Raw genomic sequence first — 19,825 nt, 5'->3', positions numbered from 1 at the left:
ATGTAGTTTTATCATAGTTGGATGAACGATTTTCTAAGTTTGATGAACGGAGGTTGGAGTTTGATGAACGAGTATCAAAGGTGGATGAACGAGTGTCAAAGGTGGATGAACGGAGTTCCGAGGTGGATGAACGAGTATTAAAGGTGGATGAACCAGTCTCTAATTCCCCTTGTCCCCTTGTCCCCTCATCCCCTTGTCCCTTCATCCCCTACTCCCTATTCCCTAAGCACTGTGCCCCATGTGCTTTTCCAAAATCTTTTCGGCTCTAGGTTTATAAATGAGATGAAATAAGGCTTCCATATAGCGATCTCTGGCTTCGTTATTTTCTGGAGCAACAAAGTTCCAGAAACTAAACATTTTAGCTAGCAATAGTAATTGATTGCTGTGTAAATGCCAATTATATCTATTATGAATTCGCTGACTCATCCGTTCTGAGACTTCGTGCCAATGTTCAGGATGAGTATCGCATTGCTCAACGAAGTCTAAAATCTTCTTTGCTGTTCCTTCTAAGTCTGTAGGATTAACATTAAATCCATTCTCTTGGTTCTCGATTATTTCTAAAGAGCCACCAAATTGAGTGGCAAAAGTTGGCAAGCCGGAAATCATCGCTTCCAAAATGCTCCGCCCGAAGGATTCAAAGAGGGCAAAATGGACATAAATTCCCTGAGAGTCTGCAACTACCCGGTAAGCTTCGCCGAGGTCGCGGGTTGGGATACGCATCCCTATCCAGCGAATATTACCATAGAGATGATATTGATCAATGATGTCGTGAAGTTTTTGGATTTCTTCTGCTTCTTCTGGGTTGGTAGCTTCATGCGGATGCAGTTTACCACTTAAGAGGATGAGGTTACAATGCTTTTGCAACGGCTGACTTTGACCAAAGCATTCAACTAACCCAGTGAGATTTTTGATTGAAGTGACGGAAGCAGCAGCAAAAATTGGTCGCTTATTAAGGTTCTCTAAGTGACCTAATATTTGGGGATCTTCGCGGATAAAGAGTAGGTTGTGAATTTGGGTGCCAAGGTTAATATCTCGGTCTTCTTTTTGGCTAAAGGGAAAGAAAATATTCTCATTTACTCCCGGTGGCACCAAGTTGAATTTAGGACTAAACAAATCAATCCCATCAACCACATGATACAACTGCGGCATCGTAAACCATTTGTACGACTCGTATTGACCTATGGTGTCGGGTGTGCCGACAATTTCTTGGTAGGACGATGTGATGATGAAGTCAGCTGCATTCATGCTGATTAAATCGGCGGTGAATTGGGCCGAGAAGTGATATTGGTCTTCTAAATCTTGCCAATATAAATTACTAAATAGATATTTAGGTTTGTCCAAAGAATGGGCAATGTTGCACTGGGTAACTTTCATCCGGCGAGATAAAAGAAAGGCTACTAAGTTCCCATCGCTGTAGTTACCAACAATCAGATTAGGTTTACCTTTGAATTGAGCTAGTAATTCTTTTTCTGCATCTAGAGCAAATGTTTCTAAATAGGGCCAAATCTCAAATTTAGAAATCCAATTGTTAGTAACTTCCGGATTAAATTCACCAAAAGGAACGCGCAATATCCAAGCATTTTCAGTATCTTGGACTTTTTCTAAATGCAGGTTGCAAAATGTCTCTTCACAGTTAGGGATTAGCCGGGTAAGAATAATCACATGTGGCTTAATGCCTAGCAGGTCTAGTCCAGCGAGTTTGATTTCTTCACGCAGTTTGTTTTCTAAGCTGCGAGCTTGTTCGAGGACGTAGATAACTTGACCGAGTGTTTCATCTCTTCCTAAAACATCTTCCTGTCCAACCCAACCGTGAATGGAAATGAGGACGACGCGAAAGACGGCGGGGACACGGGCGACAAATGTTTCTAAGATGCCAGGTTCTGGAGAGAAAATGAGTCGGTCGAGGAGTTCTAGGGTTTGGGAGACTCGTACCGCAGTGTTACCCCAACCAGGCTCAAAGCCGAGTTTTTGGAGGTCAAAGCGGAATTTTTCATAAGGTTCATTAGGCTCAAGCTCATTCAGGAATTTCAGCGCTTGCTTAATTTGTTTAGCTAACTGAATACCGGAGGGAATGCGATCGTTCAACAGTAGGCGAATACCATCGTATTCCAGTCTATGTAAAGCTTGAAATAATATTTCTAACCAATATTCGGGGTCAGTCAACAATTGACTGCACAGGTAACGGTTCAGAAAGGCTAAACCTTGACCAATATTTCTGGGGTCGTCGATTCTTGGGGAACCCTCGTAAAAGGGGTGGAGGTCAATTTCGAGAATGTGGCGTTGGTAGCGGTTGACTAAGCGATCTCTTACATCTAGCAGCGCTTGGGGTGTCATCTGCTCGAAACTATGAAAATCGGCTGTCAGTTGCCAAACTTGTTGGTTAGCAATCTTAGGTCGAACCACGAACCAGGTACTTTCCTCTTCGAGAATTATTTCGTGGGTATACTGTATCAGTTTGCCAACAGAAGAAGAGTAGTAAAAATAGGCTGGCTTTTGGGATTGATGACAGTAATCAGCAAAGAGGAGCAAAATCTCATTTCTTAGGAAGTAATGCTTACCTGAAGCATTCAACGCATAAATCAACTGATGTAGAGCAGTTTTTTCATCACTGTTGAAGACAGCTTGAACTAGTTCATGCATGATGACGAATTCCAGAACTTTAGCTCGGTCACGACCTCATTTTTGTCTCCAGTCTTGTGAGGCACATTTCCGTCCGTAATGCTATATAACCGTGAAAACCCCTCGCATCTAGCTATGGGATGAAATGCTGTGAAGACTTCAAATCTATAGGATTAGGGAGTGGGGAAGTAGGAGGTCTAGTACCGCAAGGCGGAAGTCAAAAATCAAAAATCAAAAGTCAAAAGTATTATGGAATGGGCTTTTTAGAGATTTTAAATGGTTGCTCTATTTCCGCCGTGTTGTACTAGTGTAATAGACCTCTTGCATAAATCAAAAATAAGAACCCCACCCCGCCAAAGCGTAGCTTTGTCTCCCCTCCCCGATGCTTTGGGGAGGGGTGTTAAGGACTTTTGCAAGAGGTATAATTTGTCCAGCGATCGCTAACTCATGATTAATCTTTCTAATGATTAATAACATGATTTCAGCTAAGTAAATTAATGGAGTTACCAAGTATAGCCTCTCTAGAGAGATTATTGCAGAGCAAGAAGGCTGGCAAAACAAACAGTAAACACCAAAAGAGAATGTAGATGCTCTCTGGGCGACTTGCCAAAAGGTAGGCTAGGGTAAAGAACATTCTCTAAAAAACTTATACTATGCTCCTGAATCTTGATAAAGTTCGCCAATATTTTCCCGCCCTAGCTGGTGAATGGACTTTTTTTGATAATGCTGGCGGGTCACAAACCCTGAAAAAAGTAGTAGATAGAATTAGCGAATATCTCCTGAGTTCTGATGTCCAGTTGGGAGCTTCTTATGCGGTTTCTGAACTTGCAGGAGAACGATTAGCTCTAGCAACGAAGGGAATGGCTACTTTGATTAACGCCAATTCTTTTAAAGAAGTGGTCATGGGCCCATCTACTACAATGATGTTGAAAGTTCTCTCAATTTCTTTGGGTCAAACTTTCACACCTGGTGATGAAATTATTGTTACTAATTGTGACCATGAGGCCAATATTGGTGCTTGGGTTGCTCTTGAAAAACAAGGAATGAAGGTTAAAGTGTGGCAAATTCGCCCAGACACCTTAGAACTTCATTTAGCAGATTTAGAACTCTTGATGAGTGAGCGCACCAAACTAGTAGCCTTGACTCATGCTTCTAATGTTCTGGGAACCATCAACCCGATCAAAGAAATTGCTGAATTTGTCCACGAGCGCAACGCGATGATTTGTGTAGATGGTGTAGCTTATGCACCCCACAGATTAGTTGATGTGCAAGATTTAGATGTTGATTTCTATACTTTGAGTTGTTATAAAGTCTATGGGCCACATCATGCCTTACTTTATGGGAAAGAAGAACATTTATTAAGATTGCCTGGTTGGAACCATTATTTTATTGAACAGACAGATATACCTTATAAATTTCAGTTAGGGAATGTCAATTTTGAATTAAGTTATGGAATGTTAGGGTTATGTGATTATCTAAGTGAATTAGCACAACTGCACTACGGCAATCAAACTGCACCTGATTTGAGAAATCAAATGGTGCAAGCGTTTGATCTAATTAGCATCCATGAAGAAAAGATTAGCGATCGCCTCCTAAACTACCTCAACAGTAAGTCTAATGTGCGAGTGATTGGTCAATCAAAGGCTGATCGCCGATTCCGTGTACCAACTATATCTTTTGTAGTAGATGGAATGAATAGCTCAATCATTCCGGCAAAAATTGACCAACATTACATTGGAATTCGCTACGGCGACTTTTATGCTAAACGGCTGATTGAATACTTGGGGTTAGCATCGCAAGGTGGAATAGTCCGGGTAAGTATGGTGCATTACAACACCCTTGAGGAAGTTAACAGCTTGATTGAGGCTTTTGAGCAGATATTTTAACTACAGCAGATTAAATAGGACTTACGCAATAACTCTCTGAAACCTTATTCCTTCGTGTCCTTTGCGTCCTTTGCGGTTCGTTTTTTCATGATCCGTGCGTAAGTCCTGTTTAAACTTGGTGAAGTACAAAAATACCTCACCCGCCCTGTCGCGCACCCTCCCCTTAGCAAGGAGAGGTGTACTTCATTTACTTGCAAAGTGCTGTATTATTTTGACCAACTTACCTGTTAATAAGCTGCAAAACCTGCACCTCTTCTTGTGGAGAAATTAATGTTTTACCCACCGGCACAACAGCCAAAGCATTGGTTTGAGCTAAATTAATTAAATTCCCAGAACTGTGACTACCACCAGCTTTGTGAAATTCGTAAACTCCATCAATTAAATGCAATTTACCCCAAAGGTAAGTTTCACGCTTGCCATCCGATCGCAACTCATCATGCGATCGCACTTTCAAAAATATTGGTTCCCAACCTTCAGTAATTCCCGAAAGTTTCTTGATTGCTGGTAGCACAAACCGCCAAAAAGTTACCAATACAGCCCCAGGGTTTCCTGGTAAACCAAAATAGAGGGCTGAACGGGTAGAGATGCGATTAATCGCGTCTGTACTGGGGAAAGTGGCTACAGTAAGGGGTTTCCCTGGCCTCATTTCCACAGCCTGAATGTGGATTTTTGCTTCTAGTGAGTCTAGAATTTTGTCAACATAATCATAATCTCCCACTGAGACACCACCAGAAGAGATAACTATATCAGCGATCGCAATGGCGTCGGCAATGACTTTTTCAAGAGCAACTGGATCATCCTTCACAATACCTAAAATTAACGGTTCTGCCCCACTCTCCTTTACCAAAGCTGCCAGCGTATACTGATTAGAATCTACAATTTGCCCTGGTTGCAGCAGTTTCTCAACTGTCATCAGCTCATCACCGGTCGAAAAAATTGCCACACGCGGACGGCGGTAAACACTTAATTGCGGACATTGTGCTGCTGCTAAAACGGCAATTTCTGGGGCATTTAACTTAATTCCTGCTGGTAGTAGTTGTGTTCCAGCTTGATAAAAAGATGCTTTGTATCTGACAAATTCTTGCGGTTTTGGTGCAGCCAGGATAAATACGCGGTTTTCTTCCCGACGTGTATTCTCTTGCATAACTACAGTATCCGCACCTGCTGGGATCACCGCACCTGTAAAAATCCGCGCGGCTTGCCCTAGTTGAATCGTAGACTTGGGCTGATACCCAGCCGGAATATTTTCAACAATTTCTAAAACGGCTGGTTGTTCGCTGCTAGAGTGTTGTACATCTTGATAGCGAACTGCGTAGCCATCCATTGCCGAATTATCCCAATGGGGAAAATCTAGCGGACTGGTGACAGGTGTTGCCAAAATACGACTATCGGCTGCCAATAAATCGACAACTTCCGTATCCCGTTGATCATCCAATGGTTGGACTAAATTTAAAATAATTGCTTGTGCATCGCTGACTGATAACATAGCGATCGCCTCCGACTTTTTACCTTAATCTCTGTAAAGTAACACTGATCAATTTTATATTTCAGTCGCACCTTTGGTGCGCTGGAAGCGCAACTTGGATTTTGGATAGAAGGATTCAAAATTAAAATCTGGTTTCACAGCCATCGTTGTTTCAACTATAGAAAAATCTAAAATTCCTTTCCCAGCAGTCCTACCTTTAGCTATGGGGTTAATCTAAAATCCCAAATCCCAAATTGATTAACTTTTCACTTTATGTGCAAAAGTCAGAAGTTTACCTACCTTTAAGACAAGGGGCAAAATCCCCAAGTCTTGTTAATTGTGATAATAGCTGGATTTACGTCAAGCTGTGCTAGCTTTTTTCTGCTTGAGGGTAAATCCCAAACTACACACTGCTAGTAAACCTATAATTATGCTTCCTTCGGGGACTTTTGATATCTGGACTGAATTATTAGTTAAATCTAGTATTTGCTCTTTGTCTGGTGCATCTCTGTTGATCAAATGAAATTCTTTAGCTAGAACCTGATTACTAAAGTTTTCATCTATGAGTGCGAGATTATTATTAAGCCATGTGTCACCAGAAAGGTTATTATCCTTGCCAACATCAAAGGGTCCAAAGATTTGCTGAGTAGTGTTATCAAAGTTGAATCTCAAATATTTATAGTTAGATACACCACTAACCACTGGAGTGAAACTATTTATGAAAGTATTCAATGGATCAAAGAAGGAAATTGAAAGAGACTGCAAGTTCTTCGTAGCCCCTAAACCTGCTTCAGAGATGACGCTTGAAGCAGTTGTTGTATCGTAGTTAAATGAACCTTTAGCTGAATAACCGGTGTCTCCTTTCCAGTTAAAGTTGAACTCAGCAGCATCAGCTAGGTCGTTAGTGGTTATGGCGATCGCTAACATTAAACTAGTAGTCGTCACTATTCTAAAAGCTGTTTTAGTAAACATATGTTTCATGGATACAACTTCAAAATTAATTAAAATTAAGTTTTTACAACAATACAATATTTCCCAAAAACAGAATTAAAGCTTAAGTCATTCTGGAATTAGCAGTACGCCCCTACTGTATCTTGCATCCATGACGCGTAGCGGCTATTCTACGAGAACACCAAAGCGCGAACCGGCAAGGGATGATAAATCGCTATAGCTGCTTAATACTATTCTTGAGTCGTGCAGTTGGCAGTTGCACAAATTTATGTTGGCTGGTTTTTGTTCGTTTACAGCGCAGCAAGTAGCCAAGTCATCATCTTAATATAAAAAACAGGAGCAATCATTATTCCCCAACCCCTAAATAAAAATACCTATTTTGTATGACAATCGAACGAGTTCCCCAAAAACACTATCCCAAGGCTGATATTGGGCGACGAGGTATGGCATTGGGACTTGATTTCCTTGGTGTCTGGTTAGTCAGTTCGCTACTGGGAGGCAGCAATATCGGTATTCAATTTGTTGAAATCTTAGTTTTCGTAATACTTTGGCTAGTTTTGCGGGTGCTACTGGTATACAACAATCAAGGGCAAAGTTTAGGGCGTTGGGCGTTCGATTTAAAGGTGTTGTCAGTCGAAGATGGGCAAGTGATAAGCAGAATTCCAGATTTGCCCTCACTGCTGAAGCGAGAGGCAATCATCGGCTTGGGTGCCCTTTTAGTCTCAATTGCCCTAAGCAATATTAGAGCTAATCCCACTGCTATACTGCTAGTACTTCCCTTAGCAATTGATTGTGGGACTGCCTTCTATGATGCCCAAATGCGGCAGGCTTTACACGATCGCTACTGCGGAACTTTCATAGTTTCGTCGCGTCGTGGCTACTCCCTCGATATAAAAGTCAAAAGATTAGTTGAAAATATGCGGCGGAATGTGAGAAGATAGTCATTTGTGTTAATTCTCTTCAGGCTTCACTGTTTGTAAGATTATGGCTAAGAGTAAAGGTGCCCGCATTATTATCACACTAGAGTGTACCGAGTGTCGGACAAATTTAGATAAGCGTTCTGCTGGTGTTTCCCGTTATACCAGTACCAAGAATCGCCGCAACACTACAAATCGGCTAGAACTGAAAAAGTTCTGCACCCACTGCAACAAACATACCGTTCACAAGGAAATTAAATAGAGATGAGTTATTTCCGTCGTCGTCTTTCTCCGATCAAGCCAGGAGAACCAATCGATTATAAAGATGTTGATTTATTGCGTAAGTTTGTCACAGAGCGGGGTAAAATACTACCACGTAGGATTACTGGGCTGACGTCTCAGCAACAGCGAGAGTTGACATTAGCAATTAAACGTTCGCGGATTGTGGCTTTGTTGCCATTTATCAACGCGGAAGGCTAGAGCAATTTTGGATTTTGGATTTTAGATTTTGGATTATAAAGAGAAGCTGTATTTAAATAAACATTTGGCTTTATCTTTACTAAGACCAAAATCTCAAATCTGAAGAAGAGAGTGTAAAATAAATTGCTGGATCAAAAATGGTTGGATTTAGGATTTAATACCAGTTATGAAATCCCTTCGGGTTCAGCAGTCGCTCATGGGGGAAACCCCCAAGACCCTTACGGGTTCGCCAGTCGCTTCAAGTCGGGAAACCCGCCCAACGCGCTGGCTCACCGCGCTGCTTCACCAAAATCCAAGTTGCGCTTCCAGCGCACCAAAGGTGCGACTAAAATCTAAAATTATTAGAGTGCGAGAGTTGTGGAGAAGGGGACGCTAGTTGAATTTAGGGTTCAAGGCGATCGCCGTCTGGGCATCGTAGAACGTCCAGACGGTAAAACCCGCTGGTTTGTGGTAGACGAACGTGGTCAATCCCACAGCCTCGCGCCTAAACAAATAACCTATACAGTTACCGGACAGACTTACAAGCCCTCTGAGATTGCCAGCTTTTTGGAGCAGATCAAGCCTTATTTAGATCCATCTAGCTTAGAAGTGGCTTGGGAATTACTGGTTGAAGATGGGGAAACAGTCACCCCAGACCAAATGGCGAATCTGCTATTTTCAGAATCAGCCGTGCCTCATTGTTACGCCGCCTATTGCTTGTTATCAGACGACAAACTTTATTTCAAGCAAAAAGGAGACGCTTACGAACCGCGAACTGCTGCTCAGGTGGCAGAACGCAAGCACCAGCTGCAAGTAGAGGCACTAAAAGCTAAGGGACAGCAGGAATTTTTAACTCGTATAGAGCAGGCGCTCAAAGGTGAAGTGGTAGAGTGGGGCCGCCACGATCGCCAGCGCTTAGAAGGACTAGAAAAATACGCAGCGCTGATAGCTGACACCGTGCGGACGGGGGTTAATTATGACTCCTTGGCTCGCGCTTATCCGCCCAGCGCTCCAGTATTAGAAACTATGACCATGCTGGGACGACCCACAACACCCCAAGGAGCCTTTCAACTGTTGGTGGATTTGGGTTGCTGGAGTCCTTATGAAAACTTGTTCCTGCGTCGTTCTTCAATTCCAATTCAATTTCCTCATAAGGTATTAGAAGTGGCGCAACAGCGTTTGGATTTCCCGCCGATTGACTTAGATACAAACCGTTTGGATCTGACTCACTTGAAGGTCTACACCATTGATGATGAAACTACCACAGAGATCGACGATGGTCTAAGTTGGGAAGTACTCGCCGATGGACGGGAACGCCTATGGGTGCATATCGCCGATCCCACTAGATGGTTAGTGCCAGAAGATGAATTAGATTTGGAAGCTAGAAAGCGGGGTAGTACAGTCTATTTACCTACGGGGATGATTCCCATGTTCCCAGAGGTATTGGCAACTGGGCCAATGAGTCTGATCCAGGGAAGGGTTTGTTGCGCCCTCAGTTTTGGGATTGTTTTAGGTACAACTGGAGTAGTAGAAGATTACAGCATTCATACCAGTTCGATTAAGCCGACTTATCGCCTCACCTACGAAGATGTAGATGAAATGCTGCAATTAAGGGTACAAGCAGAACCGGAAATTGCCGCGATCGCTACTTGGGCACAGCGGCGTAAAGCTTGGCGTTACGCCCAAGGGGCAATTAGCATCACTATGCCGGAAGCGACGATCAAAGTCAAAGGTGACGAGATCAACATTGACATTTTGGACGATTCCCCGTCGCGGCAACTGGTAGCAGAAATGATGATTCTTGCCGGTGAAGTTGCGGCTCGTTATGGTAAAGCTCATAACATACCTTTGCCCTTTCGCGGTCAGCCGCAACCGGAATTACCTCCAGATGAGGAATTGCTCCTACTTCCAGCTGGATTCGTTCGCGCCTGCGCCATGCGTCGTTGTATGCCCAAGAGTGAAATGAGCATCACGCCTTTGCGTCATGCTGGTTTAGGTTTGGATACTTACACCCAAGCAACCTCTCCCATCCGCCGCTACAGTGACTTGCTCACCCACTTTCAATTGAAAGCTCATTTGCGCGGTGAAGTTTTGCCATTTTCCGCAGAACAACTAAAAGAAGTAATGATGACTGTTGCCAGTATCACCCAAGAAGTGACAATGGTGGAACGGCAAACTAATAGATATTATGCTCTAGAGTATTTACGCCGTCATCCAGAGGAAACTTGGGATGTGACAGTGTTGATGTGGCTGCGGGAAGATAGCAACTTGGCCCTAATTTTGCTAGAAGATTTGGGCTTGCAGTTGCCAATGACTTTCAAACGTTCTGTGAACTTGGGCGAACAGATATTAGTGAAAGTTAGCCACGCCGATCCGCAAAAAGATATGATCCAGTTTCAAGAAATAATTTATCAAGAAGCCTAAACAGCAGCGAATTATTTTAACCTTGCTCCAACCCCTGTCGGTTAGCATATAGAGTAAATCGAATGAGGTAATAGTTGTGAATATATCTTTGACCCCAGAACTGGAGCAGTTGGTTAAGGATAAAGTTAGTAGTGGGAAATACCACTCAGTGAGTGAGGTGATGGGTGAAGCATTGAGATTGCTAGAAGAACGCGATTGCATCCGAGAGCAGCGTCTAGCAGAGTTGAAAGCTAAAATCCAAGTTGGTATTGAAGAACTCGAACGTGGTGAAGGAATTGATGGTGAAGAGGTATTTGCTGAAATTGAAGAAGACATCCGACGCGCTGAAGCCCAAATGCAACAAGTAGAGGCTGTTAAATAATGAGTAGGTGTATTTTAGCACCTTCAGCTAGATTAGATTTGAAAGAAATTAGCAGCTACATTACCCGCTTTAATCCTGGTGCGGCTCGAAGACTCAACAAAAAAATTATACAGCAGTGTAAACTGTTGGCTGATTTTCCTAATATGGGGCAAAGTTGCGATAATTTTGCCAGCAGTTTACGGAGTTTTCCAATCGAAGATTACTTGATATTTTATCGTCCCATTGATGGCGGTGTGGAAGTTGCACGTATTGTCAGTGGTTATCGGGATTTAGAGACAGTTTTCTTAAGTGAGGATATTCCTTAAAATTATATTTTATCTAAGCGATCGCTTTCTCTGACGAATATGTCAACAAGTCATAACAAAGTAATTATTTTCGACACAACCATGCGTGATGGAGAATTGACGCCTGGTGTCAAAATGAATTTGCAACAAAAAATTACCATATCCCAATTGCTCGAAGAAATGGGAGTAGATATTATTGAAGTTGGTTATCCAGGAAGTTCTCAAAAAGATTTTGATGAAGTATTTCAGATTTCTAAAATAATTAAAAAATCTACTATTTGTGGGCTAGCGAGTTCCAATCCCAATGAAATAACCACTCTTGCTGAAGCAATTAAAGCAGCTAGAAAAGGTAGAATACACACCTATACTCCGGTAAATATTAAAAATCAATCTCAACTCAGCAAAGAAGAAGTATTAGTAACAATTAAAGAAAGTGTTTCTCTGGCACGCAATTACTGTGATGATGTAGAATGGAGTGCTTTTGACGCTCCCAGAAGTGAGCCAGATTTTTTGTGTAAATCTATTGAAACTGCAATCAAAAGTGGTGCTAACACTATTAGTATTCCTGATAGCTTAGGTTTGGCATCGCCAGAAGATTTTTCCCAACTTCTGCAAATGATTTTTAATCGAGTAGCAAATATTGATCAAACTGTTGTTTCAGTACACTGTCATGATGATTTGGGCATGGCGGTAGATAATTCACTCATTGCTTTAAGTTGTGGCGTGAGGCAAATTGAATGTGCAATTAATGGTTTGGGTGCAAGGAAAGGTAATGCAGATTTCAGGAAAGTTGTGACGGAAGTTTTAAAACAGGGGAATTATCAAATTGATATTGATACTTCGTTAATGAGTAAAGCCGCAGAGTTTATTTTTCAAATAACTGGGATTGGAAAGGGAAAATAGTTAAGATAATCACTCTTTTTTGCCCATCTTCTCACACCGTGCTTTTGCCATCACAGCCCGGATGTAGTCATTTTTACCATTAGTATAAGCCTCGCGATCGCTCCGAAAACTTGCCGCCAAATCGCGTTTTAAAGCTTCGTAACGTTTCGCCTCTTCAGGATGCCTCCTCAGATAGTCGCAAAATAGCTTGCGTTCCCAAAATTCGCTGTTAACCTCGACTATATGAACATGATGAGTCCGTTGCTTTCCGGATGGTGGCATTCCTTTCACAAAAAACATCCGTCCAGGATGCGGGTTTTCACGCCAATAAACGTATCCCAATGATTCTAATATCGGAACAGCAGATTTCGCATCTACTAAGGAATGGACTCCTACCATAATGTCAATAACTGGTTTGGCTGCCAGTCCTGGTACTGCCGTACTACCAATATGTTCAATTTGCGCAACTAAGTCATTGCCTAGTGCCTGCCAAATACGCTCGGCTTCTTGTGCAAACAAGGTCTGCCAACATGGGTCATATTCGACTATATTTACTTCATCCATCAGTGAAATTAATTTTATCTACAGCGATCGCGGTTGGTTAAATCGTTTACTTAATTTCCATTCAAGCAATTTTATTAGTATATAATTATGGATCGTGTCGAATTAAAGCTAGACCATGCCTAAACTAAAGACTCGTAAAGCAGCAGCGAAGCGATTCCGTGCCACTGGCACCGGCAAAATCGTCCGTCGTAAAGCTTTCAAAAACCACCTTTTAGAGCACAAATCTTCCAACAAAAAGCGTAGCCTGTCCAAGAGTACACTTGTACATGAACGCGATGAACTCAACGTGCGCTTGATGCTCCCATATTTGTAAGTATTTCAGGAAATAAGTTATGACACGGGTAAAACGCGGTAATGTAGCTCGGAAGCGCCGCAATAAAATTCTCAAACTAGCTAAAGGTTTTCGCGGTTCCCATTCAACTCTGTTTAGAACTGCCAACCAACAAGTGATGAAGGCCCTACGGAGTGCCTACCGCGATCGCAAAAAGAAAAAGCGCGATTTTCGTCGCCTCTGGATCACTCGCATCAACGCTGCTTCAAGGCAACACGGCTTGAGTTACAGCCAGTTGATCGGTAACTTGAAAAAAGCTGATATCCAACTAAATCGCAAGATGTTGGCGCAATTGGCAGTCCTCGATCCAGCTAGCTTCGGCAAAGTTGCTGAACTAGCAAATCAAGCTAAAGGATAAAGGTGGCAACGGATGTACAAGGGATGTAACAGATGGCAAGTAATTACTCGGTTACATCTGGTATTATCCGCCACTATTTTTTGGATATCTTGCTTTTCCATAGTGGGGACAGGCTTAACTGCATCTGCCGCCGAAATGCCAGAAATTCAGCAGCGGGGCTATTTAACTGTTGCAGTTAAGGATAACTTGCGTCCCTTGGGATTTAAAGATACCAGTGGCAATTTGCAAGGCTTAGAAATTGACTTGGCACAGCGCTTGGCAACTGATTTGGTTGGGAAAGCAAAGGCTGTCAAATTGAAACCTGTAGCGAATCGCGATCGCCTGTCTGTAGTCTTAGACAAGAAAGTTGATTTTGCGATCGCTAGGGTAACAGCAACTGAATCTCGTAGCCGCATAGTTAGTTTCAGTGTTCCCTACTATTTGGATGGCACTGTATTAGTTACAAAAGATGCCTCTGTGCAGAAATTGAGTGATTTGGCAAAACAAAAAATTGCCGTACTCAACAACTCCAGTACCATTGCTAAAGTGCGCTTCTATGTGCCAAATGCCGAGTTAGTAGGAGCGAATTCCTATGACGAAGCGCGAGAGGAAATAGAAAGTAATGCCGCCGTAGCCTTTGCCGCAGATGCTAGCGTTCTGAGCGGTTGGGTGCAACAATATCCCCAATATCGGCTACTACCAACTAAGCTATCAACTGAACCCTTGTCTGTAGTCATGCCCAAGGGATTGCAGTACGATGAGTTAAGACGAAATGTGAATCAAGCGATCGCTCGTTACTTAGAACAAGGTTGGCTCCAGCAACGCTCTCAATATTGGGGTTTACCTTAAAAGACGCGATTAATCGCGTCTGCCTCATCTCCCTCATGCCCAATAGGCTAATAATAGATTACAGAAGCAACTTTTAATATTTGTATTTGCAGCAATGGATAACAGTCTAGCCGTTGTTTATCTCTCAATTTTGGTGGTTCTACTCACAATTGCAGCCGTGGGTGTTTTTCGCCAGATTTTCAAAACTCGCAAGATTGAAGGCTCCTTTGGAAAATTGCGAAAGAAGTTAGAGAAAGAAAAGGGTACGACTCAAGAATATTATGAGTTAGCCAGTATTTATTCAGAGAAAAAAATGTATTCCCAAGCGATCGCGCTGTTTCAAAAAGCTCTGAAAGCTGCCCCAGAAGAGGGAGAAGAAAATATTGCCCCCATTTACAACGGGCTGGGTTATGTTTATTTTATCCAAGAGCAATATGACTTAGCAATTCGTCAGTATAAAGAAGCCCTCAAATCTAAACCAGACTACGTAACAGGGTTGAATAATCTTGGTCACGCTTACGAGAAAAAAAAGTTAACTAGTCAGGCATTACAAACTTACGAAGAAGCACTAAAATTTGCTCCAAATAACTCTATTGCTAAACGCCGTGCTGAATCTTTACGCCGTTTGGTTTCTGCGTAATTGCTGATACTGGTAGCAAATTAATTTAGCTTTAGCTTGCTTAATTTATCGGGTTTCAGGCTTCGGCTTAGAAATAGATAACTATACGTCTTTTGTAAGAATTTAAAAGATGATTAAGCGGCTAAGGCGTTTTTTGTGGCTAGCTATTGCCATCATTTCTCTCTCACTTGGATTAATGGGGAAATTAATGGCTCAACAACCTTCGATTTCCCATCCTCTCACTTTGCTAACAGAGGTAGAAATTAGCACAGCTGTTTCGATCATCAAAAGAGAAAAAACTTTGAGCGAAATGGCAGCTTTTCCACTTATTGCTTTACAAGAACCAGATAAAGAAGAAGTTCTGAAATTTACACCCGGTAAAGTCTTCCAGCGAAAAGCTTTTTTGGTAATCTATGAGCGATCGCAAAACAAAACCTTTGAGGGAATTGTTGATCTGACAAGCAAAACCTTAAGTTCTTGGAAAGAAATACCGTCTGTGCAACCTGCGATCGTCAATTCAGAATATGAACTGGCAATTCAGGTAGTCAAAGCCGATCCCCGATGGCAAAAAGCGATGCGAAGGCGGGGAATTACTGATTTCGATCAAGTCAAAATCAGTTCGTGGGCCCCAGGCATCCTGAGTCAACAGGAAGAAGCAACAGGTAATCGTTTTTGTCGGAGCTTATCTTACTACCAGGGTAAAGGCTGGAATTATTACGGTAGTCCGATTGAAGGAGTCGTAGCAACTGTCAATTTGAACACGGGTAAAATCGCCAGTTTTGTTGATAGAGGAAACGTCCCTTTCTCTCAAGAAAACTGGAACTACGATGTAAAGTCTTTGGGCAAATTACTTTCACCACTTAAAGCATTAAAGATTCTCCAACCAAATGGTACAACTTTCCAGATCAAAGACAATGAAATTAGCTGGCAAGGTTGGAAGTTTCGCTATTTAATGCATCCTCGAAATGGATTAATGCTGTACCAAGTGACGCACAAGGACGGGGAAAATATCCGACCAGTTTTATACCGCGCTAGTCTATCGGAGATGGTAGTACCTTATGGCGATCCTGAGCCTACTTGGTCATTTAGGAATGCCTTTGATGTTGGAGAATATAACCTTGGTTTGCTAGCAAATACGATGGAGTTAAGTAAGGAAATTCCCGAAAACGGCCTGTTGCTAAATGCTGTATTTGCTAATGAGCAGGGAGAACCTTATCTAATGCCAGGGGTCATCGGTATCTACGAGCGCGATAACGGAATGCTTTGGAAACACTATGAGTATAATACTCAGCGCAATGATGTCCGTCGCAGTCGAGAATTAGTGATGACAATGACTGCGGCCGTTGACAACTATGATTACAGCATCAATTGGATTTTTCACCAGGATGGGACTTTGGAAGTCCAAAATGAATTAACGGGTATCGTCCTGGCGCAGGGAACGGCTGCCCAAAAGCAATCTGAAGGTAATTCCAATGGTCGGCTAATCGCTAAGAATATCTTCGGAGTTAATCACCAGCACTTTTTCAACTACCGCTTAGATTTCGATGTCGATGGTCAAGCTAATTCTGTGATGGAAATGAACGTGAAAGCTTTGCCGATGGATGAGAAAAATCCTTTAGGAAATGCGATGCCTACGGCGGTAAACTACGCACTTGTAGAAACCCCATTAACAACAGAAATGGCTGCTGTGCGCGATTTGGATATGAAAAGCAGTCGGGAATGGATGATTGTTAGTGCAGATAAAAAGAATGCTTTGGGCGCTGCACCTGGATATATGCTAATGCCTGGTGGAAACTCCATGTTTTTCCCTGTGGAAGGCTCAAAAATCCGTCAAAGGGCAGAATTTGCGACTCACCACGTTTGGGTAACAAAATATAAACCTGCTGAACTTTATGCTGGCGGTGATTATCCCAACCAGACTCAACCAGGACAGGGTTTGCCAAAATATATTGCAGACGATGAGTCCTTGATGGGTGAAGATATCGTGCTGTGGTACACAATGGGCGTGACTCATATTCCGCGATCGGAAGATTGGCCTGTGATGCCTGTTCACGGAGTTGGATTTAAGCTAGTCCCTAGAGGATTTTTTAGCCGGAATCCAGCGATAAATTTGCCAGAGTAAAATATTCGTTTGCTCAAGTTTCCTTCCTTGAGGTTTTTTGTCATGTTTAAAGGGAGCAACTTGAATGCTGATAAACTTGTATAGGTCAAATACTGGCACTTGTTAAAGTAGGATATCTAATGAACTTTCCAGAAATTAATATTCCCGGTAATGGCAAGCTGCACGCTCGTTTAATTACTTCCTTGGGTGAAATTGTAGTTCGTTTGGAGGAAGAGCGAACCCCCAACACCGTCAAAAATTTTGTCGGTCTAGCAACCGGAACAATCGACTGGAAAGACCCTAAAACTGGTGAATCTGGTAAGGGAACTCCAGCTTACGATGGGGTTCGCTTTCACCGGGTCATCCCTGATTTTATGATTCAGTGTGGCGATCCCCTGAGTCGTTATCTGGATACGGCCAGCCGTTGGGGTACTGGTGGCCCGGGATATCAATTTGAGGATGAGTTTCATCCGGAATTGAGACACACTGGTGCTGGCATCCTGTCGATGGCTAATGCCGGACGCGGTACAAATGGTTCGCAATGGTTCATTACAGAAGCACCAACGCCTCACCTTGACAACAAACACAGTGTTTTTGGTGAAGTTGTCCAAGGTCTAGATATAGTCAGCAAGATCGCTAATGTGCCTACGACTAGAGATCGTCCGAATCAAGAAGTGGTGTTACAAAAAGTAGAAATTTTTCGGCAGTAATTAACGCCTCTCTAAGTTAATTTATACTCCCTCGAATGAACAAACTACGCTAATATTATTCCCCTCTTTTTTAAGGGGGGTTAACATCCCGCCCCAAATTGAAAACAAATTTGCCGAAAAATTAAGATTTATTTAAATAAAACAACAGCCATGTTGTTAAAATCATCAGCTAGATCCCAATCAGTAAGCAGGTTTGAGGGATGCCTACGCCTATGCACTCCAGATAAAACCCTTACAACTCTTCACTTATTCAGGGCTACAAGTTTTGAGACAATTAGAAACGATTTAATAATAATCAAGCACTTATAGTCCACTCTTATCGGACTCCGTGTTATTTCTGTTGAAAAGGGAGAACACAAACATGAAATTGGCTTACTGGATGTATGCAGGCCCAGCCCACATCGGCACTCTGCGAATCGCTAGTTCTTTTAAAAATGTTCATGCGATCATGCACGCCCCCATTGGCGATGACTACTTTAACGTCATGCGCTCCATGCTATCGCGGGAGAGGGATTTCACTCCAGTGACAACCAGTGTCGTTGACCGCAACGTTTTGGCGCGTGGCTCCCAAGAAAAGGTGGTTGATAACATCGTCCGCAAGGATGCCGAGGAACATCCAGATTTAATTGTGTTAACTCCCACCTGTACTTCCAGCATTTTGCAAGAAGACCTGCACAACTTTGTCGAACGGGCACAATTGGAAGCCAAAGGAGACGTAATGCTGGCGGATGTGAACCACTACCGCTACAACGAACTGCAAGCAGCCGATCGCACTCTTGATCAAATTGTCCAATACTACATTGAAAAAGCTCGGAGGCGGGGCGAATTGGCAGAGGGCAAAACTGCAAAGCCCTCGGTTAACATTATCGGTACTACTACCCTTGGTTTCCACAATAATCATGACTGCACCGAACTGAAACGGTTGATGGCTGACTTGGGGATTGAGGTAAATACCTTAATTCCCGAAGGTGCTTCGGTGAACGATTTGAAGAAAATGTCCAAAGCCTGGTTTAACCTGGTGCCTTACCGTGAACTTGGTTTAACCACAGCTCGTTATCTGGAAGAACAATTCGGCACACCTTATATAGATATTACTCCAATGGGTGTAGTGGAAACTGCCCGTTGTATTCGCAAGATTCAGCAGGTAATTAACGCTCAAGGTGCAGAAGTTGATTACGAAGACTTTATCAATGAGCAAACCCTGTATGTATCTCAGGCTGCTTGGTTCTCCCGTTCTATTGACTGTCAAAACTTGACTGGCAAAAAAGCTGTGGTCTTTGGTGACAACACCCACGCCGCCGCCATCACCAAGATTCTGGCGCGAGAAATGGGGATTCATGTTGTTTGGGCTGGAACCTACTGCAAATATGATGCAGATTGGTTCCGGGAACAGGTTAGCGAGTATTGCGATGAAGTGCTAATCTCCGAAGATCATGGTGCAATTGGGGATGCGATCGCTCGTGTCGAACCCTCTGCTATTTTTGGCACCCAAATGGAACGCCACGTTGGTAAACGCTTGGATATTCCCTGCGGCGTAATTGCTGCACCAATCCACGTCCAAAACTTCCCCATTGGTTACAAACCATTTATGGGTTACGAAGGCACGAATCAGATTACAGATTTAATCTACAATTCCTTCACTTTGGGAATGGAAGATCATCTGTTAGAAATCTTCGGTGGTCACGATACCAAAGAAGTAATTACTAGGGGAATTTCTGCTGATTCTGATTTAAATTGGACAAAAGATGGTCAAGCAGAATTGAACAAAATTCCTGGATTTGTTCGCGGGAAAGTGAAGCGTAATACTGAAAAATTTGCCCGCGATCGCGGTTTCAAAGAAATCAATGCAGAGGTATTGTACGCCGCCAAGGAAGCTGTCGGAGCTTAGTTTATAGTTTAATTGAGAAGATTGAGGGGTGAGGAGTTATGTATACTCTTTACCCCCATTTTTTTGCTTTAGTGGTAAAAATTAAATTATGAGATATCATAGATTTAATATTAATTTTTATATATTTATCTCAATAACTATTTAAAATACAGCGTATTGCAGGTTTATGAGGTACAGTAACAACAGTTTGTAAACCAGT

At 42.6% G+C, this 19,825-nt stretch carries 22 protein-coding genes; 16 read left to right on the top strand and 6 right to left on the bottom strand.

What is annotated here, in order from left to right; translation table 11 throughout:
• The 3 genes from Q0541_RS27680 to Q0541_RS27670 all read right to left on the bottom strand — a co-directional run.
• Positions 1–205 (bottom strand): hypothetical protein (locus Q0541_RS27680; RefSeq protein WP_298918799.1); only part of this gene is annotated, 205 nt, incomplete at its 3' end.
• A 17-nt stretch (positions 206–222) separates the two neighbouring features.
• On the bottom strand, positions 223–2,640 hold the full coding sequence (locus tag Q0541_RS27675) for a sucrose synthase (RefSeq protein ID WP_298918796.1): 2,418 nt from the start codon (positions 2,638–2,640) through the stop codon (positions 223–225).
• A gap of 309 nt (positions 2,641–2,949) precedes the next feature.
• On the bottom strand, positions 2,950–3,096 hold the full coding sequence (locus tag Q0541_RS27670) for a hypothetical protein (RefSeq protein WP_298918794.1): 147 nt from the start codon (positions 3,094–3,096) through the stop codon (positions 2,950–2,952).
• Positions 3,097–3,272: 176 nt separating this feature from the next.
• Between Q0541_RS27670 and Q0541_RS27665 the strand changes: the two genes are divergently transcribed.
• Complete coding sequence (locus Q0541_RS27665; protein WP_298918791.1) at positions 3,273–4,505, top strand: cysteine desulfurase-like protein; 1,233 nt, start codon at positions 3,273–3,275, stop codon at positions 4,503–4,505.
• Between the two features lie 220 nt (positions 4,506–4,725).
• Here the strand turns inward: Q0541_RS27665 and glp are convergent, their stop codons facing one another.
• On the bottom strand, positions 4,726–5,991 hold the full coding sequence (gene glp, locus Q0541_RS27660; RefSeq protein ID WP_298918788.1) for a gephyrin-like molybdotransferase Glp: 1,266 nt from the start codon (positions 5,989–5,991) through the stop codon (positions 4,726–4,728).
• A 339-nt stretch (positions 5,992–6,330) separates the two neighbouring features.
• Positions 6,331–6,951 carry a PEP-CTERM sorting domain-containing protein gene (locus Q0541_RS27655; protein ID WP_298918786.1) on the bottom strand — a complete coding sequence of 207 codons (621 nt, stop codon included), beginning with the start codon at positions 6,949–6,951 and terminating at the stop codon, positions 6,331–6,333.
• Between the two features lie 353 nt (positions 6,952–7,304).
• Between Q0541_RS27655 and Q0541_RS27650 the strand changes: the two genes are divergently transcribed.
• From Q0541_RS27650 to Q0541_RS27615, 8 genes are all read left to right on the top strand, one after another.
• The gene (locus tag Q0541_RS27650; RefSeq protein ID WP_298918783.1) at positions 7,305–7,862 is read left to right on the top strand and encodes an RDD family protein; all 558 of its coding nucleotides are present in this window, start codon (positions 7,305–7,307) and stop codon (positions 7,860–7,862) included.
• Positions 7,863–7,905: 43 nt separating this feature from the next.
• The gene (gene rpmG / locus Q0541_RS27645) at positions 7,906–8,100 is read left to right on the top strand and encodes a 50S ribosomal protein L33 (RefSeq protein ID WP_298918780.1); all 195 of its coding nucleotides are present in this window, start codon (positions 7,906–7,908) and stop codon (positions 8,098–8,100) included.
• Positions 8,101–8,102: 2 nt separating this feature from the next.
• Complete coding sequence (gene rpsR / locus Q0541_RS27640) at positions 8,103–8,318, top strand: 30S ribosomal protein S18 (protein ID WP_012411240.1); 216 nt, start codon at positions 8,103–8,105, stop codon at positions 8,316–8,318.
• A gap of 123 nt (positions 8,319–8,441) precedes the next feature.
• A complete protein-coding gene (locus tag Q0541_RS27635; protein ID WP_298918777.1) occupies positions 8,442–8,654 on the top strand; it encodes a hypothetical protein in 213 nt (70 codons plus the stop codon).
• A gap of 21 nt (positions 8,655–8,675) precedes the next feature.
• Entirely contained in the window at positions 8,676–10,721 is a 2,046-nt protein-coding gene (locus tag Q0541_RS27630; RefSeq protein ID WP_298918774.1) for a ribonuclease catalytic domain-containing protein, read from the top strand.
• A 76-nt stretch (positions 10,722–10,797) separates the two neighbouring features.
• Positions 10,798–11,082 (top strand): type II toxin-antitoxin system ParD family antitoxin, encoded by a 285-nt coding sequence (locus Q0541_RS27625; RefSeq protein ID WP_298918771.1) that lies wholly within the window; start codon positions 10,798–10,800, stop codon positions 11,080–11,082.
• A complete protein-coding gene (locus Q0541_RS27620; RefSeq protein WP_298918768.1) occupies positions 11,082–11,387 on the top strand; it encodes a type II toxin-antitoxin system RelE/ParE family toxin in 306 nt (101 codons plus the stop codon). Before Q0541_RS27625 ends, Q0541_RS27620 begins: the two co-directional genes overlap by 1 nt.
• Positions 11,388–11,426: 39 nt before the next feature.
• Positions 11,427–12,269, top strand: coding sequence for a 2-isopropylmalate synthase (locus tag Q0541_RS27615; RefSeq protein WP_298918765.1), 843 nt, complete (start codon positions 11,427–11,429; stop codon positions 12,267–12,269).
• A gap of 9 nt (positions 12,270–12,278) precedes the next feature.
• Here the strand turns inward: Q0541_RS27615 and Q0541_RS27610 are convergent, their stop codons facing one another.
• Positions 12,279–12,812, bottom strand: coding sequence for a GrpB family protein (locus Q0541_RS27610; RefSeq protein ID WP_298918762.1), 534 nt, complete (start codon positions 12,810–12,812; stop codon positions 12,279–12,281).
• 115 nt (positions 12,813–12,927) lie between these two features.
• Between Q0541_RS27610 and rpmI the strand changes: the two genes are divergently transcribed.
• The 7 genes from rpmI (at position 12,928) to bchB (ending at position 19,626) form a co-directional block, all read left to right on the top strand.
• Positions 12,928–13,125 carry a 50S ribosomal protein L35 gene (gene rpmI / locus Q0541_RS27605; RefSeq protein WP_298918760.1) on the top strand — a complete coding sequence of 66 codons (198 nt, stop codon included), beginning with the start codon at positions 12,928–12,930 and terminating at the stop codon, positions 13,123–13,125.
• Positions 13,126–13,144: 19 nt separating this feature from the next.
• On the top strand, positions 13,145–13,501 hold the full coding sequence (rplT, locus tag Q0541_RS27600; RefSeq protein ID WP_069069781.1) for a 50S ribosomal protein L20: 357 nt from the start codon (positions 13,145–13,147) through the stop codon (positions 13,499–13,501).
• 12 nt (positions 13,502–13,513) lie between these two features.
• Positions 13,514–14,329: a transporter substrate-binding domain-containing protein gene (locus tag Q0541_RS27595; protein ID WP_298918754.1), complete on the top strand. Its 816-nt coding sequence runs from the start codon at positions 13,514–13,516 to the stop codon at positions 14,327–14,329.
• Positions 14,330–14,423: 94 nt separating this feature from the next.
• The gene (locus Q0541_RS27590; protein WP_298918750.1) at positions 14,424–14,948 is read left to right on the top strand and encodes a tetratricopeptide repeat protein; all 525 of its coding nucleotides are present in this window, start codon (positions 14,424–14,426) and stop codon (positions 14,946–14,948) included.
• A gap of 109 nt (positions 14,949–15,057) precedes the next feature.
• Positions 15,058–17,049, top strand: coding sequence for a primary-amine oxidase (locus Q0541_RS27585; protein WP_298918747.1), 1,992 nt, complete (start codon positions 15,058–15,060; stop codon positions 17,047–17,049).
• Between the two features lie 119 nt (positions 17,050–17,168).
• The gene (locus Q0541_RS27580; RefSeq protein WP_298918743.1) at positions 17,169–17,738 is read left to right on the top strand and encodes a peptidylprolyl isomerase; all 570 of its coding nucleotides are present in this window, start codon (positions 17,169–17,171) and stop codon (positions 17,736–17,738) included.
• Between the two features lie 361 nt (positions 17,739–18,099).
• Complete coding sequence (gene bchB / locus Q0541_RS27575; protein WP_298918739.1) at positions 18,100–19,626, top strand: ferredoxin:protochlorophyllide reductase (ATP-dependent) subunit B; 1,527 nt, start codon at positions 18,100–18,102, stop codon at positions 19,624–19,626.
• Positions 19,627–19,825 lie beyond the last annotated feature (199 nt).

Source organism: uncultured Nostoc sp. (assembly GCF_937863485.1).
Taxonomy (GTDB): Bacteria; Cyanobacteriota; Cyanobacteriia; order Cyanobacteriales; family Nostocaceae; genus Nostoc.
Note: the sequence above shows the minus strand (reverse complement) of the source record. Positions and strands in the feature narration are given on the sequence as shown.

Excerpts from the sequence above, each read along its gene's own strand:
- Q0541_RS27675 (WP_298918796.1), bottom strand. The coding sequence starts at position 2,640 with ATGCATGAACTAGTTCAAGCTGTCTTCAACAGTGATGAAAAAACTGCT.
- Q0541_RS27670 (WP_298918794.1), bottom strand. The coding sequence starts at position 3,096 with ATGTTATTAATCATTAGAAAGATTAATCATGAGTTAGCGATCGCTGGA.
- Q0541_RS27665 (WP_298918791.1), top strand. The coding sequence starts at position 3,273 with ATGCTCCTGAATCTTGATAAAGTTCGCCAATATTTTCCCGCCCTAGCT.
- glp (WP_298918788.1), bottom strand. The coding sequence starts at position 5,991 with ATGTTATCAGTCAGCGATGCACAAGCAATTATTTTAAATTTAGTCCAA.
- Q0541_RS27655 (WP_298918786.1), bottom strand. The coding sequence starts at position 6,951 with ATGAAACATATGTTTACTAAAACAGCTTTTAGAATAGTGACGACTACT.
- Q0541_RS27650 (WP_298918783.1), top strand. The coding sequence starts at position 7,305 with ATGACAATCGAACGAGTTCCCCAAAAACACTATCCCAAGGCTGATATT.
- rpmG (WP_298918780.1), top strand. The coding sequence starts at position 7,906 with ATGGCTAAGAGTAAAGGTGCCCGCATTATTATCACACTAGAGTGTACC.
- rpsR (WP_012411240.1), top strand. The coding sequence starts at position 8,103 with ATGAGTTATTTCCGTCGTCGTCTTTCTCCGATCAAGCCAGGAGAACCA.
- Q0541_RS27620 (WP_298918768.1), top strand. The coding sequence starts at position 11,082 with ATGAGTAGGTGTATTTTAGCACCTTCAGCTAGATTAGATTTGAAAGAA.
- Q0541_RS27615 (WP_298918765.1), top strand. The coding sequence starts at position 11,427 with ATGTCAACAAGTCATAACAAAGTAATTATTTTCGACACAACCATGCGT.
- Q0541_RS27610 (WP_298918762.1), bottom strand. The coding sequence starts at position 12,812 with ATGGATGAAGTAAATATAGTCGAATATGACCCATGTTGGCAGACCTTG.
- rpmI (WP_298918760.1), top strand. The coding sequence starts at position 12,928 with ATGCCTAAACTAAAGACTCGTAAAGCAGCAGCGAAGCGATTCCGTGCC.
- rplT (WP_069069781.1), top strand. The coding sequence starts at position 13,145 with ATGACACGGGTAAAACGCGGTAATGTAGCTCGGAAGCGCCGCAATAAA.
- Q0541_RS27595 (WP_298918754.1), top strand. The coding sequence starts at position 13,514 with ATGTACAAGGGATGTAACAGATGGCAAGTAATTACTCGGTTACATCTG.
- Q0541_RS27590 (WP_298918750.1), top strand. The coding sequence starts at position 14,424 with ATGGATAACAGTCTAGCCGTTGTTTATCTCTCAATTTTGGTGGTTCTA.
- Q0541_RS27585 (WP_298918747.1), top strand. The coding sequence starts at position 15,058 with ATGATTAAGCGGCTAAGGCGTTTTTTGTGGCTAGCTATTGCCATCATT.
- Q0541_RS27580 (WP_298918743.1), top strand. The coding sequence starts at position 17,169 with ATGAACTTTCCAGAAATTAATATTCCCGGTAATGGCAAGCTGCACGCT.
- bchB (WP_298918739.1), top strand. The coding sequence starts at position 18,100 with ATGAAATTGGCTTACTGGATGTATGCAGGCCCAGCCCACATCGGCACT.